The organism is Mucilaginibacter daejeonensis, assembly GCF_020783335.1.
GTDB classification, from domain to species: Bacteria; Bacteroidota; Bacteroidia; order Sphingobacteriales; family Sphingobacteriaceae; genus Mucilaginibacter; species Mucilaginibacter daejeonensis.
In genome coordinates this window covers 4,772,459-4,788,707 of record NZ_CP086068.1, presented here as the reverse complement: position 1 = coordinate 4,788,707, position 16,249 = coordinate 4,772,459, and the positions used below count along the sequence as shown (strand labels likewise).

The 16,249-nt window shown below is 49.4% G+C and carries 11 protein-coding genes and 2 tRNA genes; 6 read left to right on the top strand and 7 right to left on the bottom strand.

What is annotated here, in order from left to right; translation table 11 throughout:
- Positions 1 to 2: 2 nt before the first annotated feature.
- A complete protein-coding gene (locus tag LLH06_RS20595; protein WP_228171171.1) occupies positions 3 to 674 on the bottom strand; it encodes a response regulator transcription factor in 672 nt (223 codons plus the stop codon).
- Positions 675 to 1,086: 412 nt separating this feature from the next.
- Between LLH06_RS20595 and LLH06_RS20590 the strand changes: the two genes are divergently transcribed.
- Positions 1,087 to 1,401 carry a hypothetical protein gene (locus tag LLH06_RS20590; RefSeq protein ID WP_228171170.1) on the top strand — a complete coding sequence of 105 codons (315 nt, stop codon included), beginning with the start codon at positions 1,087 to 1,089 and terminating at the stop codon, positions 1,399 to 1,401.
- Positions 1,402 to 1,519: 118 nt separating this feature from the next.
- On the opposite strand, the gene LLH06_RS20585 is transcribed toward LLH06_RS20590, so the two are convergent.
- Positions 1,520 to 4,795 (bottom strand): TonB-dependent receptor, encoded by a 3,276-nt coding sequence (locus tag LLH06_RS20585; protein WP_228171169.1) that lies wholly within the window; start codon positions 4,793 to 4,795, stop codon positions 1,520 to 1,522.
- Between the two features lie 521 nt (positions 4,796 to 5,316).
- Between LLH06_RS20585 and LLH06_RS20580 the strand changes: the two genes are divergently transcribed.
- Complete coding sequence (locus tag LLH06_RS20580; protein ID WP_228171168.1) at positions 5,317 to 6,561, top strand: cation:proton antiporter; 1,245 nt, start codon at positions 5,317 to 5,319, stop codon at positions 6,559 to 6,561.
- A gap of 66 nt (positions 6,562 to 6,627) precedes the next feature.
- Here LLH06_RS20580 and LLH06_RS20575 read toward each other — a convergent pair whose 3' ends face one another.
- The 3 genes from LLH06_RS20575 to LLH06_RS20565 form a co-directional block, all read right to left on the bottom strand.
- Positions 6,628 to 8,286 (bottom strand): hypothetical protein, encoded by a 1,659-nt coding sequence (locus LLH06_RS20575; protein ID WP_228171167.1) that lies wholly within the window; start codon positions 8,284 to 8,286, stop codon positions 6,628 to 6,630.
- A gap of 19 nt (positions 8,287 to 8,305) precedes the next feature.
- Positions 8,306 to 8,992: a hypothetical protein gene (locus LLH06_RS20570; protein WP_228171166.1), complete on the bottom strand. Its 687-nt coding sequence runs from the start codon at positions 8,990 to 8,992 to the stop codon at positions 8,306 to 8,308.
- Positions 8,993 to 9,235: 243 nt separating this feature from the next.
- The gene (locus tag LLH06_RS20565) at positions 9,236 to 9,610 is read right to left on the bottom strand and encodes a VOC family protein (protein WP_228171165.1); all 375 of its coding nucleotides are present in this window, start codon (positions 9,608 to 9,610) and stop codon (positions 9,236 to 9,238) included.
- Positions 9,611 to 9,729: 119 nt separating this feature from the next.
- On the opposite strand from LLH06_RS20565, the gene LLH06_RS20560 reads away from it, so the two are divergent.
- On the top strand, positions 9,730 to 11,118 hold the full coding sequence (locus LLH06_RS20560; protein ID WP_228171164.1) for a deoxyguanosinetriphosphate triphosphohydrolase: 1,389 nt from the start codon (positions 9,730 to 9,732) through the stop codon (positions 11,116 to 11,118).
- A gap of 86 nt (positions 11,119 to 11,204) precedes the next feature.
- On the opposite strand, the gene LLH06_RS20555 is transcribed toward LLH06_RS20560, so the two are convergent.
- Both LLH06_RS20555 and LLH06_RS20550 read right to left on the bottom strand, forming a co-directional pair.
- Positions 11,205 to 11,276, bottom strand: a tRNA-Glu gene (locus LLH06_RS20555).
- Between the two features lie 67 nt (positions 11,277 to 11,343).
- Positions 11,344 to 11,415 (bottom strand) — tRNA-Glu (locus LLH06_RS20550).
- A gap of 320 nt (positions 11,416 to 11,735) precedes the next feature.
- On the opposite strand from LLH06_RS20550, the gene LLH06_RS20545 reads away from it, so the two are divergent.
- From LLH06_RS20545 to bshC, 3 genes are all read left to right on the top strand, one after another.
- The gene (locus tag LLH06_RS20545) at positions 11,736 to 13,124 is read left to right on the top strand and encodes a mercuric reductase (protein ID WP_228171163.1); all 1,389 of its coding nucleotides are present in this window, start codon (positions 11,736 to 11,738) and stop codon (positions 13,122 to 13,124) included.
- 79 nt (positions 13,125 to 13,203) lie between these two features.
- Positions 13,204 to 14,538, top strand: a complete 1,335-nt coding sequence (rimO, locus tag LLH06_RS20540; RefSeq protein ID WP_228171162.1) for a 30S ribosomal protein S12 methylthiotransferase RimO — start codon at positions 13,204 to 13,206, stop codon at positions 14,536 to 14,538.
- 46 nt (positions 14,539 to 14,584) lie between these two features.
- Entirely contained in the window at positions 14,585 to 16,189 is a 1,605-nt protein-coding gene (bshC, locus tag LLH06_RS20535) for a bacillithiol biosynthesis cysteine-adding enzyme BshC (protein WP_228171161.1), read from the top strand.
- Positions 16,190 to 16,249 lie beyond the last annotated feature (60 nt).

Genomic DNA, 16,249 nt, shown 5'->3' with positions numbered 1-16,249 from the left:
GTTTATTCTTTGATGATATAGCCCATGCCAATAGCCGTATGGATCAATGGCCTGTCGTGACCTTTATCGATCTTGGCACGCAGGTAATTGATGTATACATCGATCAGGTTGGTGCCGCGGTTAAAGGATATGCCCCATACCTTTTCGGCAATGAAGACTCTTGAAAGCACCCGTTCGCGGTTGGCCATCAGCACCTCGAGCAGGGTATACTCCTTGGCCGATAACAGGATCGCCTTGCCATTGCGGGTCACCTGCTTGCGGTAACAATCCATTTCCAGGTCGCCCACGCGGTACACGGTACCAGGCAGCACCATATCGCGGCGTCGGCTAATGGCTTTAATGCGGGCCAGCAACTCTTCAAAGTGAAAGGGTTTGGTCAGGTAATCATCGGCGCCGGCCTCCAGCCCCTCGATCTTGTTCCTTAACGAGTCGAGCGCGGTAAGCATGAGCACCGGCAGATCTTTGCGCACAGCGCGTATCTCTTTACAGATCTCGATACCATTGATGTGCGGCAAGGCCACATCAAGTATTACGAGGTCGAAGTCGTTCTCCAACGCTAATTTCATACCTATACGGCCATCATACGCCACCGATACATGGTGTAGCTGTTCCTCAAGGCCTTTTGCAATAAAAGCCGAAACCTTGACCTCGTCCTCGATCACCAGAATGTTCATTACCCAAATATATATTGAGCTATAAAAAGTGAGTGGTTCGATTAGAAGATCCTAATTCTGCGAAAAGCTGTTTTGATGTTACTGAATTAGCATTGGCCGTTCGTTGTCTTGATTATTTGGTCTTAAGTCGCTGTTATACAGTGAATTGCATTGGTTCGGTTCGTTCTTGTCCGTTTGTTTCTTAAAAAGCTTCCAGCATCAAATTCTAATCCTATTTTAATCGCTTCATTATCATGGTGCTACGTCTTGGCGCTCGGTCCGTTCATGCCGAGGGTGACCATTGTGGATCTGACCGCTATACATTAAGAACTTCTAATGTGTTTTTAACTGCACTCTAACACCGCTTTAGATCGGCTTTAATTCAGGCCCTTTAGCTTTGTAGTATACTTTTTGTAGAAAGGAGAACACCGTTTTGAGAAAAGCCATTGACCCGGTAGAGCACCGCAAACTGATCACTACTCTACTGCAGATCGAGCAGTTCCTGACCAAGGATCACGGTAAACCCGAAGAACTTTCGGTGGCCAAGAACCTGACCGCTGAGCTGGAGGACGCCTTTAATCACTACGAGCAGCACCTGCGCACGCTCGAACGCCAGATCACCGAATACAAGGAGATATACTTAAAGGCCCGAACTAAATTTGTAGGCTGCAAGATCAAAGAACTTAAACGCGACCTGGGCGCGGCCGGTTTTAAGGAGTTCCAGGAAGCGTACGGCTGGCAACTATAAAAGCCGATCACGCTTTATTTAACAAGCTTCCCTTCATCCACATATATATACAAGCAAGAAAGCCTGATCGTAATGATCAGGCTTTCTTATTTATAGTGCGACAGGTTTTGTTATGCTTTTAGAAGCTGTAACGCAAACCGAACTGCATTTGCCAGCGTGAGGCGAACAGGTCCTTAGAGTAGCTGGTCACGTTGCCCTGGCTAAAGGTATACTGCGGGTAAGTGTTTGCGGTACCGGCGGTGGCCAGTTTCAAGCCAACGCTCGAGGTAGAGTTGAACGTGTTAGGCGAGAAGTACTGGATACCCCAATCCTTGTTCAACAGGTTGGTCAGGTTAATGATGTCGTAAGTAAAGGTGATGGTGTGCTTGTGCTTGCCTGCGCTCATGATGTTAAAGTCGTGAGCGAAACGCATATCGGCCTGGTAGTTCCATGGGGTGCGGGCACCGTTACGCTCGGTGAACTGACCACGACGGCCGCTCAGGTATTTGTTACCGTCAATGTACGAGTCGAAAGCCGCGGCTTGTGCTTGGCCCGTAGGCGTGTTGGCGAAAAAGTTGGCGGTCTCGCCGGCTTTAGGGATATAGATCAAACTCACGGCCTGTGCGGTACCATCAATGGTGGTGTTCACCAGACCCAGTGAGTATGGCGTACCTGATGACGCGTTAAAGAACAACGAGATGTTGCTGGCCCAGCCGTTATTCCATTTCAGGCGGTAGTTGGCAGTGGCCACTATACGGTTACGGATATCAAAGTTAGAGTAAGCCAGGTCAGGGTTGTTAGGATTAAGCGCCTGGTTCAATTGCCAGTTCGATTCCATGGAGTTACGGATACCGTTGGTGATGTCTTTTGATACACCGTAGGTATAGGCAGCGCTTAGGTCAAGGCCCAGCGGGAAGCTTTTACCGATCTGGCCGGTAATGCTGTAACGATAGCCTTTGTTGGTATTGGTCAACAAATAAGCGTTGGTGTAAAGCGGGTTGATGGCCTGAGTCGTGGCGGCAGGGTTAGCTGCGGTAGGTGCTGCCACAGGGCGGTAGATCGGCTGCTGGTGGTTAACATCATACGGCATGTAGATCGGGTTATCTACCAGGTTGATGTGCTTGAACTGCAGATCGTGGATGACCTTGGTATAGATACCCTCAACGCTGAAGCGCCATTGGTCGTCGGTCTTATAGTCAAAGGCCAGGCTGCTTCTCCAGGCTTGCGGCATCTTGAAGTTATTATCGATCAGGTCCACTTGCGTAGCGCCGGTATTGTCATTGATGTTCACACCCTGGCGCTGTGCGTAACCGGCCTCACCATTGCCGGTAAGGGCATCGCGGATCGGATCTGAACCGGCAGCAGGGGTAACTACCGAAGTACCGCTGTAAGTATAACGCTTGTCGAAAGCGCCATAGGTAACACCGTTGTTGTAGTATGAATAACCTAACCAGGCAAATGGTATGCGGCCGGTAAATACGCCGGTACCACCTCTTACGATAAAGCTTTGGTCGCCGTTAACGTCATAATTGAAGCCTAGACGTGGCGATATCTGCACCTGACCCAGAAAATCATTGCGGATGTCCTTAGGCTGGGTGTAGGTGTAAGTGGTGCCATAACGCGGATCGGTAGGTGCGTTGGTGGTCTTTACGCTCAATGGCTGCTTGTTAGGCATGTTGGCCATGTCCAAACGGATACCCGGGGTGATCTTGAAGTTATCACCGATCTGGATCTCATCCTGACCATACAAGCTGAACAGATCCACATTGAACTTGGCCGGTGGGTTGGCCATGATGTAGTCGCGGGTGTTGTTGGTGTAGTTGTAATTGGTACGTACGCGGTTAGGGCGGTTGTTCAAAAAGTCGTCAACACTGCTGTAAGCCACGCGGCCGTTCCATGAGTTCACAAAACCGTAGGTGATGTTGTACAACTCGTTGTGGGTACCGAAGGTAAAGGTGTGGTTATCCTTGATGAGGGTAAAGTTGTCGGTAAATTCAAATGTTTTTTGCTGCATGTTGAATATACTGGCCTCACGGTCGGTGCCGGCAAATATGGTACCGCCGTTAGAGGCGATCTCGATCTGCGGAATGGCCGGGTTCGACAGCGGGTCCCTGAAATCATGAATGCTGGAGTAACCCACGATCAGGCTGTTCGATAAGCTGCTGTTAAAGCGGGTCTTTAACTCGGCAACGGTCGAGTTCTGGTTATTCACCTGTTTAAAGTCGATGCTGCCGAAACGGAAGTTCTGCTGGTCGCGCTCCAGGTTGGTGGCCTGCGAGGTGATAGTATTATTACGTACCGAGAGTTGGTTCTTATCGTTGATGTTCCAGTCCAAACGGTTGAAGAACTTATTAGATCTGGAGTAGATGTTATAGTTATTGTAGCTGCCGGCATCCAGACCATAAGCGCTCTTCATGTAGTCGCTGATCTGTTGTGCCTGGCTCAGGTTGATGATAGGCATGTCTGACGAGCCGGCGGCCAGGATCACCGGGTCCTGACGGCGGGTCAGCTCTTCGTTGGTGAAAAAGAACAACTTGTTCTTGATGATCGGGAATCCTAAACGGAAACCGGTCTGATACTCATGGAAAGATGAAGGCAGTTTAGAGTTATCGCCGGCTTTGTTGCGGCCAGTAATGGCGGCGTTACGGCCAAAGGCATATACCGATCCGCTTACATCGTTAGTACCACTGCGGGTAACGGCGTTGATGCTGCCGCCTAAAAAGTTGCCGATCTTCACATCGTAAGGAGCCAGGTACACCTGTATGTCCTGTATCGCATCTATCGATACCGGGTTGGTACGGGTACTACTTCCCGGCTGACCTGAGGTACCACCCTGGCCACCCAGTGAAGGGCTAAAGCCGATCGCATCATTATTGATCGCACCGTCAAGCGTTACGTTGTTGTAACGGAAGTTGGTACCCAGAAACGAGTTGTTGTTGCTTTGTGGCGTGGTGCGGGTAAAATCCTGCAAGCTGCGGCTGATCGATGGTAAAGTACGAAGCTGTGCCGCACTTACGCGGGTGCTCGAACCGGTCTTGGTGCCGCCCTGGGTTCCTTTTACTACCACCGTCTGCAACTGGGTCGATTCATCGGCCAGTACGAAGTTGTGGGTACTGCTGCCCAGGCTCAGGTTCACATCGGTCTCTTCCTTTTTGCGGAAACCTACGTAAGTGGCCGTAATGGTGTATGGGCCACCCGGGTTGATGTTCGGGATAGTGAAGCGCCCTTCGGCGTTGGTTTGTGAGCTGTAGCGGGTACCGGTACCGGTGTTCACCACTTGTATGGTCACACCGGGCAGAGCGGCGTTCTTACTGTCGCTCACCTTACCTGTGATCGATGCACTGGTCACTTGTGCAAAACTTGTTTTGCTGACTAAGCAAATAAGGATAATTAGGACCGTGTAAAGTTTGTTCATTATGTGATATTGAGATTACGGCTCAAAGGTGCCGCGTTAACATCAACTTCACATAAACTTCACTTTAAGCTTGCCGCTCAAAAAAATTAGATCATTATTAAAGGTGATGCGATGGTGCTGAAGAGTATAGATGGAGTGATGAGATACCTATAACACTGTGAACATTCGCTCTAAAGGCTAAATGACGGCAATGTTACGGTGACCCGTGCGACCGACGAGCATAGGATATCGACAAGCACGCGCACATTAAAAGATCTAATGTTTTGTTAAGGGATCGTTAAGCTGCGGGTGTGATCGTGTAAAGCAGGTGCTTAAGATAACTAAGCGAGTGTATAAAACTGCTGATGATCACCCTCAAAGCGCGCTGATGACCAAAAGCTAAAACCGTACTACCGATACAGGGTTTAATTTTACAGGGCCAACATACAAAGTTAGGCGCATAAAAAAAAGCGCGGCAATAAAGGCATGTCCAAGCTACCTGCCGCCATGCATATTTTCAACTTAACATCCCAATTTAACTGATGGATACGATACTGATCATTACCACCCTTTTTGCCATAAGTACGGTGTTTAGTTTTATTAACGCCCGTTTTATCAATTTGCCCGGTGTGATCGGTGTCATGGTGCTGGCCATTGTGGCCTCGATCATTACCGTGGCCGCGGGGTCATTGATGCCGGGTTTTAGCAAGCTGATCAGGCAGCTGGCCCACTCGGTCGATTTTTCGAAGACACTGTTGGATGTGATGCTGGGCTTCCTGCTTTTTGCCAGCGCGCTGCATTTTGATGTGAACAAACTGCGCGAGAATTTGCGCGGCGTACTGCTGATCAGCACGGTGGGTGTCATCCTCTCTACGTTGGTGTTCGCTGGGATCATGCACGAGTTGTTGGATCTGGTAGGTATGAACGTACCTTTTATTTATTGCCTGGTGTTCGGGGCATTGATATCGCCCACTGATGCTGTGGCTGTAGCGGCATTGATGACCAAGTCGAAAATGCCCGACCGGCTCAAGACCATTATCTCAGGCGAATCCTTGTTCAACGATGGTATCGGTATCGTGCTGTTCGTCAGCTTTTCAGAGGTGGCCAGCATTCCTGAAAAGAACTTCTCTTTTTTAGAAGCATCTAAACTGTTCGGCCAGGAGGTATTTGGCGGATTGTTGCTGGGTAGCGTGTTAGGCTACCTTACTTACCGCATGATGCGCGCCATCACCGATTTCCAGACGATCGTAATGCTCACCATCACCCTCGTGCTTAGCATTGCGGCCATCGCAGGCATCTTCCATGTATCGGCACCATTGGCCGTGGTAGCGGCCGGACTCATCATCGGTAGTCATTCCTTTAAAAGGGACGAATCCATTGCCGAGGGCGAGAACCTGGAGCGGGTATGGTCGCTGGCTGATGAACTGCTGAACACCATATTGTTCGTACTGATCGGGCTGCAGCTGGTATCCATCACCGTAAGGGCCGATTATTTACTTATCGGCGCGGCAGCCATTGTGGTATTGTTGGTGGCACGCATGCTCAGTATCATACTGCCGGTAGCCTTTTTACGCCGAACGCTGGCCCTACAGTACAGCAGTGTGGCCATCCTGACGTGGGGTGGGTTGCGCGGTGGTATATCTGTGGCGCTGGCCCTTACCCTGCCCGATTCGCCTTACAAGTCGCTTATCCTTACGGCCGGCTTTGTGATCGTGGTGTTCTCAATCGTGGTGCAGGGCCTCACCCTCAACCGCTTCATTAATGTGCTGGTGAAGGACAGGGGCTAAAAAAATGACCCGACCAGATATGCATCCGGCCGGGTCGCTCGTATCAATAAGTATCGGCTAAAAATATCAGTTACAGCTCGAAAGCGTAAAGGTCGCGTCCACCGTGATGGTATTGCTGGCAGCATCATAGCTGGTGGTACCGGTAAGCCCCTTCATTGATGGGATGGTCACGCCGGCGGCTTTATCCAGTTTAAAGGCCTCCGAGGTGTATGAGCGGCCTGCATAGTTAGTGCTGATCGCATAGCTTGAACCATTGGCCAGGTTAGCAGTGGCTATACCATCGCTCATATACAGGTTGGTGTTCTCTCCGGTGGTGGTGTTCTTCAAGGTGATCCAGGCCGATGGGTAAGCGATCACCTGTTTGTTGGTGCATTTGGCCGTTACCTTAACGTTGGTCTTCACATACTCGCCTACGCTGCGGTTAGCCAAAGTGATCGTTACCGAACCGGCGCTGCATGGGTCAAAGGTCATGGTCTCACCGATCTTTGTCAGCGCGTTGCCATCACGTGAGTAAGCGATCAGCTTCATGTTGCCCGCGTCAGACGGGATGTTGTTCATAATGGTGGTGTAACCGTTATAAAGCTTGTTGGTGGTCACCGAAGATACCGGTTGCTCATTGGCCGTCACCAGGCTGATCACGTAATCGCCGCTGGTCTCCTGGTCGGCCCGTACGTTAACGGTAAGATCAGATCCGCAGGTGTTGCTGGTCCAGTTAGCGGCCCAGCTCGACAGGTGGGTGATCGGGAAGTTGACCACCAGTTTTCCGTTGCTGCCGGTCACTACCGTAGCAGTGCTTTCGTATTTCCAGTTGCCGGTCTGCTCGTTCATGCTCCAGATCGGGATCAGGTCGCCGGCTTTAACGGTACGTTTAGTTTGTGGGTTCACCAGTTCGCTGTTCAGCTCCATGGTCAGGTCTACCGGTTTCGAGAAGCCCTTTACGCTGGTGTTCCCTGCTGCCATGTTGATCGATAGCAGGCCTGCGGTCACAAAGTTAGTGCCTTGAGGCAGTTTCTTTCCTTCGGCATCTATAGCACCCTGCGCATCAAATCCACCCGGGAACGCATTAAGCGATTGCGTGTTACCGGTACCAAAATATACGATGTTGCTTTTTAACGTGGTGCTATTGATCACCTTGCCGCTCTCATCAAGCAGTTGCGTGCCGCCGGCCAGCCTGACCGAACTGGCCTCGGTAGTAGTGGCGTTGGTAGTGGTGGCCAACACTACGGCGGCAGGTGTGGTACCCGCGCTAATGTTATTCTGTTTCACCACAGCTGCCGTACCGCTTGCCGGGCTGGCGTACTCCACCAGCGGGATCACCGGCATGGAGATGTTGGTGTTAGTAGTGGTTATGGTAGTAGCTACCGGCACAAAGCCAGGTACTTCCACGTAAATGTTATAGGTTACCGGGTTGTTTAGGCTGGGGTTGGCATCTTTAGTAAGGCTCAATGGCAGTATACCATCAGTTACGGTAAAGTTGTTGCCGCCGCCATCTACCTGTACCAGGCCGGCACCAGGGCCGGTAATAGTGGCCTTAAAGCTTGAAGGAAATACTGTTTTGCTATTAGGGTTAGCGTTAACGAATTGCACCAGGGTGGGCGCCTTTGACAGAGACGCCGTATTGACCATGATGTTGATATCATCGGTAGGTTTTTTACACGCTTCCATCACCATCACACCAAAAGCACACATCACACCCATCAGGGCTCCACGGGTAAAAATATTCATGTCAGATCGTATTATGTAGTTATTTTATCTTGAAATTGAAGTTGAGCTGCATCACCGGCAACCAGCGGTAGTTTTTGAGGTTGGCGTTCAGCTGAGGGGCCATCTGGTAATTTTCAGAAAGCATTTTGGTACCCACCACGGTAGAGCGTGGCTGCGACAAGTAATAGGTGCCCAGATCAAGGTTCACATTGAACCAGCGTTGCGGAAAGCTTTTGAACAGGCCGATGCCCAAATAAGGTGCTACACCCTTCCAGCTCACATCGATGTTAAGCTGGCCAAGGTCCTGGCTGGTGAGTTGGTAGTTGCCCACATTGTATGTACCGGTAGGCAATACCTCTATACCGCCTTTGGCCTGGTACAGGTAAGCCGCGCCGCCCACTACCCTGAAACCGCGAGCCTTGTTAAAAGGAACATAATCGGCCAGTAAGTGCACGTTCGAGAATTTTACAGAGGCGTTATTGGTGGACTGGAAGCCCGAGAAACTGAATACGTTATTCACACGCATCGGTACAAATGAAGCACCGCCGCGAACCGACAACCGATCCACTACACCGTAACGCAGATCGGCGCCCACACCTTGTGTACCTGCCGCCAGTTGTACTGACATGTTATTTTGGAAAGGCAGTTTAGGTTGCGTTTGAGCGATCAGCGCTGTTGAGGCGGCCGATAGCATGAGGGCAAGTATCCCGGTGTAAAGTAGCTTCATATCGTCAAGTATCTGAGTGTGTCATCGCTGCGGGTAGTTGGCTGAAAAACAGCCTTCTGATGCAGTAATTGGGCACTTATACTATATGACGATAGCTTTAGTTACAGGAAATATCAAAAACATCGATACTCCCTTGTGGGGTAACGGGTTTGTTACAATTGATCGACAAAACCTATGTGTTCGAACAAAGGCGGATCGGCAAAAAGCCTAAAGATATATTTGAACAAATTGGAGATCAGTGGCTTATGCCGGTTCCCACAGCTCGATCATGTTACCTTCGGGGTCAAGCACATGCACGAATTTGCCGTAGTCGTAGGTCTTGATCTCGTCCACCACGTTCACGCCGTCCTTTTTCATTTGGGCTACCAGTGCTTCCAGGTCGGCCACGCGGTAGTTGATCATAAAGGGTTTGGTAGATGGGTCAAAGTATTTGGTATCGGCCGGGAAGGTGCTCCACGAAGTGTAGCCCTCTTTTTCGGGGTCCTCCTTTTCACGCCACTCAAAGCCTGCGCCGTACTCGCCGGCCTCAATGCCCAAGTTTTGTGCGTACCATTGATTCATGGCCTTAGCATCATCGCACTTAAAGAATACACCGCCTATACCGGTCACTTTTTTCATGATGTTAGTAATTAGGTTATTTTATACGTCGAACAGTTAAATTAAGTAATGTTACTGATAGGTCAACTATTATTAGAGAATAAATTAAGATATTGTTGAAGAAACCTAAACCGAATAATATGCAAGCAGATGAAATGACGTGGTGCAATTGCTTTTCCGCGAGGCGCTACGGAATGATTGAAAATGAAAAGGGAATTCGAACTGAATATGAACGTGACTGGGATAGAATCATATTCTCTAGTCCCTTTAGGCGTTTACAAAACAAAACACAGGTATTCCCTTTACCAGAAGAAGTGTTTGTTCATAATCGGTTAACTCATTCTTTAGAAGTAGCCAGCGTAGGTCGTTCATTGGGCAAAATCATAGGAAAGCATCTTTCGACTCTTCCAGATGTTGAAAGGAATTCAGAAGCGAAAAGATTTTATAAAAACAATTTAAAAAATGTTATCGCGGCGGCGTGTTTAGCTCATGATTTGGGAAATCCGGCGTTTGGCCATTCTGGAGAGGAAGCTATTTCAAAGTATTTCAAGAAAAGAGATACTGATAGCATTGAAGATAAAAAATTTAAGGGGCGTTTCACACCTGCCGAATGGAACGATTTAAAAAATTTTGAGGGTAACGCCAACGCAATCAGAATTTTAACGCAGCAACAAAAAGGAAGAGTTAAGGGCGGGTTTAGATTGACATATAGTACTTTAGGCGCGATCATCAAATACCCCTGTGAATCTTTAGCATCCGAAAGGGGTAGAAAACACAGAAAGAAGTATGGTTACTTTAAAGCTGATGAAAAGGTATTCCTCGACATTGCTACTGTACTTAAAATGATACCGGACAATTCTACAAAGGAAATATCGTATAAACGCCACCCATTCGTGTATTTAGTCGAAGCAGCCGATGATATTTGTTATAACATAATTGATCTGGAGGACTCACACAGACTTGGCATATTGAGTTATGAAGAAGTATCGACACTTCTGCTGGCGATAGTTGCGAAAAATAAGGCCGAAAATATAAATGCCGTCAAGGAACAAGTTGAAGAATTAAAATCAGATAAAAACGAAGCGTTGGCTTATCTAAGGGCTAAGTCTATAAATACTTTAGCTCTAAGATGTTCTGAAATTTTTATTGAAAATAAAGATGCGATCATAACTGGAGATTATGAAAACACTTTAATAGAGGACATTCCGGAACTCAATAATGAACTAAAGGCAATTAATGATCTGTCGGTAAAAAAAATTTATAACTATAAAGAAGTCGTGAAACTGGAATTAGCTGGATTTAGAATTATGTCTGGCTTAGTCGAGGATTTTGTCACGGCCGCGCTAACTCCAGAAAAGCTACGACAGAAAGAGCACAAAAAAGTTTTAGAACTTCTACCTAGTCAATTTAAGTTCGAAGAGAGTGATACTGATTATGTAAAAGTATTGCACATGATCGATTTAATCTCAGGTATGACCGACTTATTTGCATTGAAATTGTATCGAAATTTGAGAGGTATTGAGATTTAAAACGCACTTTGATTGATTAAGTGAATAATCTAAAACCCTTATAAAACAACAAAAACCACAAGCTTGCTTGTGGTTTTTGTTATTAGTAGCCCGTAGGGGAATCGAACCCCTGTTTCCAGAATGAAAATCTGGCGTCCTAACCCCTAGACGAACGGGCCGTGTGTAAATACACGGTTTTGAGTTGATGTTATCAAGCTAATAACTTGATAACAGGTAACTAACCTGTAGCCCGTAGGGGAATCGAACCCCTGTTTCCAGAATGAAAATCTGGCGTCCTAACCCCTAGACGAACGGGCCTTGATGTGTTCAAGGCAACGGTGTTAAGTATGTAAATGCTGGTGGCATGGTACTCGTAAACACGTTATCTGAAAAGAACATTCCCTTATTTTGGGAATGCAAAGATAGACGTTTGCAATGATCTTTAAAAAATATTTGTTGAAAAATTTTTGCAGCCGCCTCATCATAATGTAATTAAGCCTGTACAGCTTCATCACAACCCGAAAAAGATCGTATTTTTGCAGCTTATTTGGCAGGTAAGTATCAGCAACTTATCGTACAACAGCATTGAGTACCAGCGAACATATGACCAGGCGAGTGGTTTAGATCAGTAAAAAAGCATGAAGCATTACGACGTGATCATTATTGGCTCTGGCCAGGCCGGCAACCCGCTGGCTCGTAAAATGGCCAAGGCCGGTAAAAAGGTGGCCATTGCCGAAAAACGCCTGGTGGGCGGTACCTGTGTTAACGATGGTTGTACCCCGACCAAAGCTATGGTGGCCTCGGCAAGGGCGGCTTACCTGGCCTCGCGCTGTAACGACCTCGGCGTACACATCGATAGTTATCACGTGGATATGCCTCAGATCAAACGCCGCAAGGATGCCATTGTAGAGCGTTCGCGTTCGGGTAACCAGGAAAGTTTGGAGAATGATCCCAACATCGACCTGTTGTTCGGCGAGGCGTCATTTACTGGCCCGCGATCGGTAAAAATAAAGTTGAACGAGGATGGCGAGGAATTGCACCTTGAGGCCGACCTCATTTTCATCAACGCAGGCAACCGCACGGTGATCCCGCAGATCGATGGGTTGGATGAGATAGACTACCTGACCTCCACCACCATACTGGACCTGGAGGAGGTGCCTGAGCATATACTGGTGATCGGTGGTAATTACATTGGGCTGGAGTTCGGGCAAATGTTCCGCCGGTTCGGGAGCCAGATCACCTTGCTGGAGCGCGGCGAACGCATCATGAGCCATGAGGACCCTGATGTGGCCGATACCGTGCGCCACATCCTGGAAGAGGAAGGCGTTACCGTGCATGCCAACGCACATGTGACCCGTTTTGAAAAGACCCCGGGCGGCCAGGTGCTGGCCACAGTACAGATCGGCGATCGTACCGAGCAGATCCAATGCTCGCACGTGCTGATCGCTGCCGGCCGCGAACCACAGACCGATGCGCTTGACCTAACCGCCGCCGGTGTGGAGGTTGACGATAAGGGCTACATCAAGGTGGATGGCAAGCTACGCACCAACGTGGATGGCATTTATGCCCTGGGCGATGTCAAAGGCGGACCAGCGTTCACGCACATTGCCTATAACGATTTTACCATCGTTTGGCGTAACCTGTTGCAGGGGCAGGACCTCACCACCGAGGGCAGGCCGGTGCCGTACTGCATGTTCACCGATCCGCAACTGGGGCGTGTGGGCATTACCGAGCAGGAGGCCAAACAAAAGGGTATCAAACATGAGGTGGCGGTGCTCAACATGGAGAACGTGGCCCGGGCCGTTGAGGTGGGCGAGACCCGCGGACTCATGAAGGCCGTGGTGGATCCTGATACCAAACAGATACTGGGCGCGGCCATACTGGCCGAAGAAGGGGGCGAGATCATGTCGGTGTTGCAAATGGCCATGGAAGGCGGCATCACTTACGATCGTATACGTTACTGCGTTTTTGCGCATCCAACGTATTCCGAATCGCTCAATAACCTGTTCATGAAACTGGATAATTGAACTATCAAGTACTATAAAGTTAAGCGTGCAAGAACGATAAGGCAGCCAGCCTGCCGGTGCAGCGTGAATAAAGACAGCAATGAATACAAAGACCATTAAAAAGCCCCTGATCATGGCCAAACCCCGCGTTAACGTGGTGACCCTTGGCTGCTCCAAAAATATTTACGACTCTGAGGTACTGATGGGCCAGCTCAAAGGCAACCAATTTGACGTGGTGCACGAGGCCGGCAACGTGAACAGTAATGATATCGTGGTGATCAATACCTGCGGCTTTATCGATAACGCCAAGCAGGAATCCATCGATACCATATTGCAGTACAGCGAGCTGAAGGAGCAGGGCAAGGTGGGCAATGTGATCGTGATGGGCTGCCTGTCTGAACGCTACAAACCCGAATTGCAGGCCGAGATACCTAACGTTGACGCTTACTTTGGCACTAACGAGTTGCAGAACGTGCTGCAAAGCATCGGCGCCAATTATAAATACGAATTACTGGGCGAGCGTTTGCTCACCACCCCATCGCACTTTGCATACTTCAAGATCGCCGAGGGCTGTAACCGCCCCTGCTCATTTTGCGCCATACCGCTCATGCGGGGCAAACACGTGAGCACGCCTATGGAGCAGCTGGTGGATCAGGCCAAAAGCCTGGCCAAACAGGGCACCAAGGAGCTGATCCTGATCGCGCAGGATCTTACCTACTACGGGTTGGATCTGTATGGCAAACGTAACCTTGACGAGCTGATGCGCCGCCTGAGCGATGTGGACGGCATCGAATGGATCCGCTTGCAGTATGCCTACCCTTCGGGTTTCCCGATGGAGATACTGGACGCCATGAACGAGCGCAGCAACATTTGCAAATACCTCGATATGCCGTTGCAGCACATCAGCGATGATATGCTCAAATCGATGCGCCGTGGTACCACCAAGCAAAAGACCATTGACCTGGTGAACGCCATACGCGATAAGGTGCCTAACATTGCCATGCGTACCACGCTGATCACCGGTTACCCGGGCGAGACCGAGGCCGACTTTAACGAGATGTATGACTGGGTGGAAGAGACCCGCTTTGATCGTTTGGGCTGCTTCACTTACTCGCACGAGGAAAAGACCCACGCGCATACGCTTGTTGATGATGTGCCCGAGGAAGTGAAACAGGACCGCGTGGATGCCATTATGGAACTGCAGCAGGGCATATCGTACGAAAAGAACCAGGAAAAGATCGGCCAGACGTTCAAGGTACTGATCGATAAGATCGATAACGGGTACATTACCGGCCGTACCGAATATGACTCGCCCGAGGTGGATAACGAGGTTTTGATCGATGCTACCCAACAATATGCCACCATTGGCAGTTTTGTGAACGTAAAGGTAGATAGCGCCGAGGACTTTGACCTTTATGGACAGATCGTAAAATAATAGCAACACCCCGAAGCGTTTTCAATAATGCTTTTACATTTGGAACATGGACGCTACCTGTATCGACTATAAAAGCACCGGTTTTTTTTCCAGAACGGTCATTGATTACCTGGAGGATGTACCCGAGCTACGCTCATTTTACAGCTACCGTCCAGATCTGAAGGGGTTTCACCAGTTGCTGGAGCAGGAGCAGGTAACGGCCGACAGGCAACTGCTGGCCACCGTGCTTACCGAGCAGTACGAGCGTACCGGCGGTACTAATGAGGTACCGTACTGGCCCATGGTAAAGGCCAATATCGAGCTGCTGCGTAACCATAATGCGTTCACCATCACCACCGGGCACCAGTTGAACGTATTTACCGGTCCGCTTTATTTTTTATACAAGATCGTATCGGCCATTAAACTGTGTGGCCAGCTAAAGGATGCCTTCCCCGATAAGGACTTTGTGCCCGTGTACTGGATGGCCTCTGAGGACCATGACTTTGCCGAGATCAACTATACCAACATCGGTCATAAAAAGATCCAGTGGAACGAGCAGGTAAGCGGCGCCACCGGCCGTTTGAATATCCGAACCTTTAGGGAGTGCTTGAACCAGTACAAGGGCATTTTAGGTTTGGAAGGCCATGCCACCGAACTGGCCCAGATCGTGGAAACGGCCTACGGGCAGCACGATAACCTGGCCGATGCCATGCGCTACCTCGTGAACGCGCTTTTTGGCCGTTACGGCTTGGTGATCATTGATGCCGATGATGCCCGGTTGAAAAAGCATTTTAGCCGCATTATTACTGAGGATGTGACCGGCCAGCACAGCTTTAAGCACATTACCGAAAGCAATGCCCTGCTGCAAAAGCTTGGCGTTCATACCCAGGTGAACCCGCGCGAGATCAACTTTTTTTACCTGACCGATGAGCTGCGCGAGCGGATCGTGCAGGAAGGTGATGATTTTATCGTACTGAATACCGACATCCGCTTTACCCGCGCCCAACTGGAGCAGGAGATAGCCGACCACCCCGAGCGCTTTAGCCCCAACGTGGTGATGCGCCCGCTGTACCAGGAATACATTTTACCCAACCTGGCCTACATAGGCGGCGGTGCCGAGCTGGTGTACTGGCTGCAACTGAAAGCCAATTTTGACCATTATAACGTTACCTTCCCTATACTGATACTGCGTAACTCGGCCCTGCTGATCCGCCAGGAAAGCGCCGCCAAGGCCCAAAAAATGGGACTGAGCACCGCCCAGTTATTTGAAAATGTTGACACGCTGAAGAACCAGTGGGTACATAAGCACAGCCAGCACGACCTTACCCTTAAAGAGGAATGGCGCGAGCTGCAATGTGTGTTCGAGAAACTGAAATTGCGTGCCCATAAGATAGACCCTACGTTAGGCCCATCGGCCGAGGCCGTGCAGGCCCGGTTAAAGCACGCGATCGATAACCTGGAGACCAAGCTTACCAAGGCCGAAAAGCGTAACCACGCCACCCACCTGCGCCAGCTCGAAGCCGTAAAGGCCGAGATATTCCCCAACAACAGCCTGCAGGAACGCAGCGAGAATTTTGGCCTTTTCTACGTGAAATGGGGCCAGGTATTCATCGACGAACTTATCCGCAACCTCCACCCCCTGGACTTCAAGTTCACGGTGCTGTGGGAGTAATTTTAAGGATTACACTATGACTTGTTTTAACCTGCTTATAATTCAAATATGTTAGATATA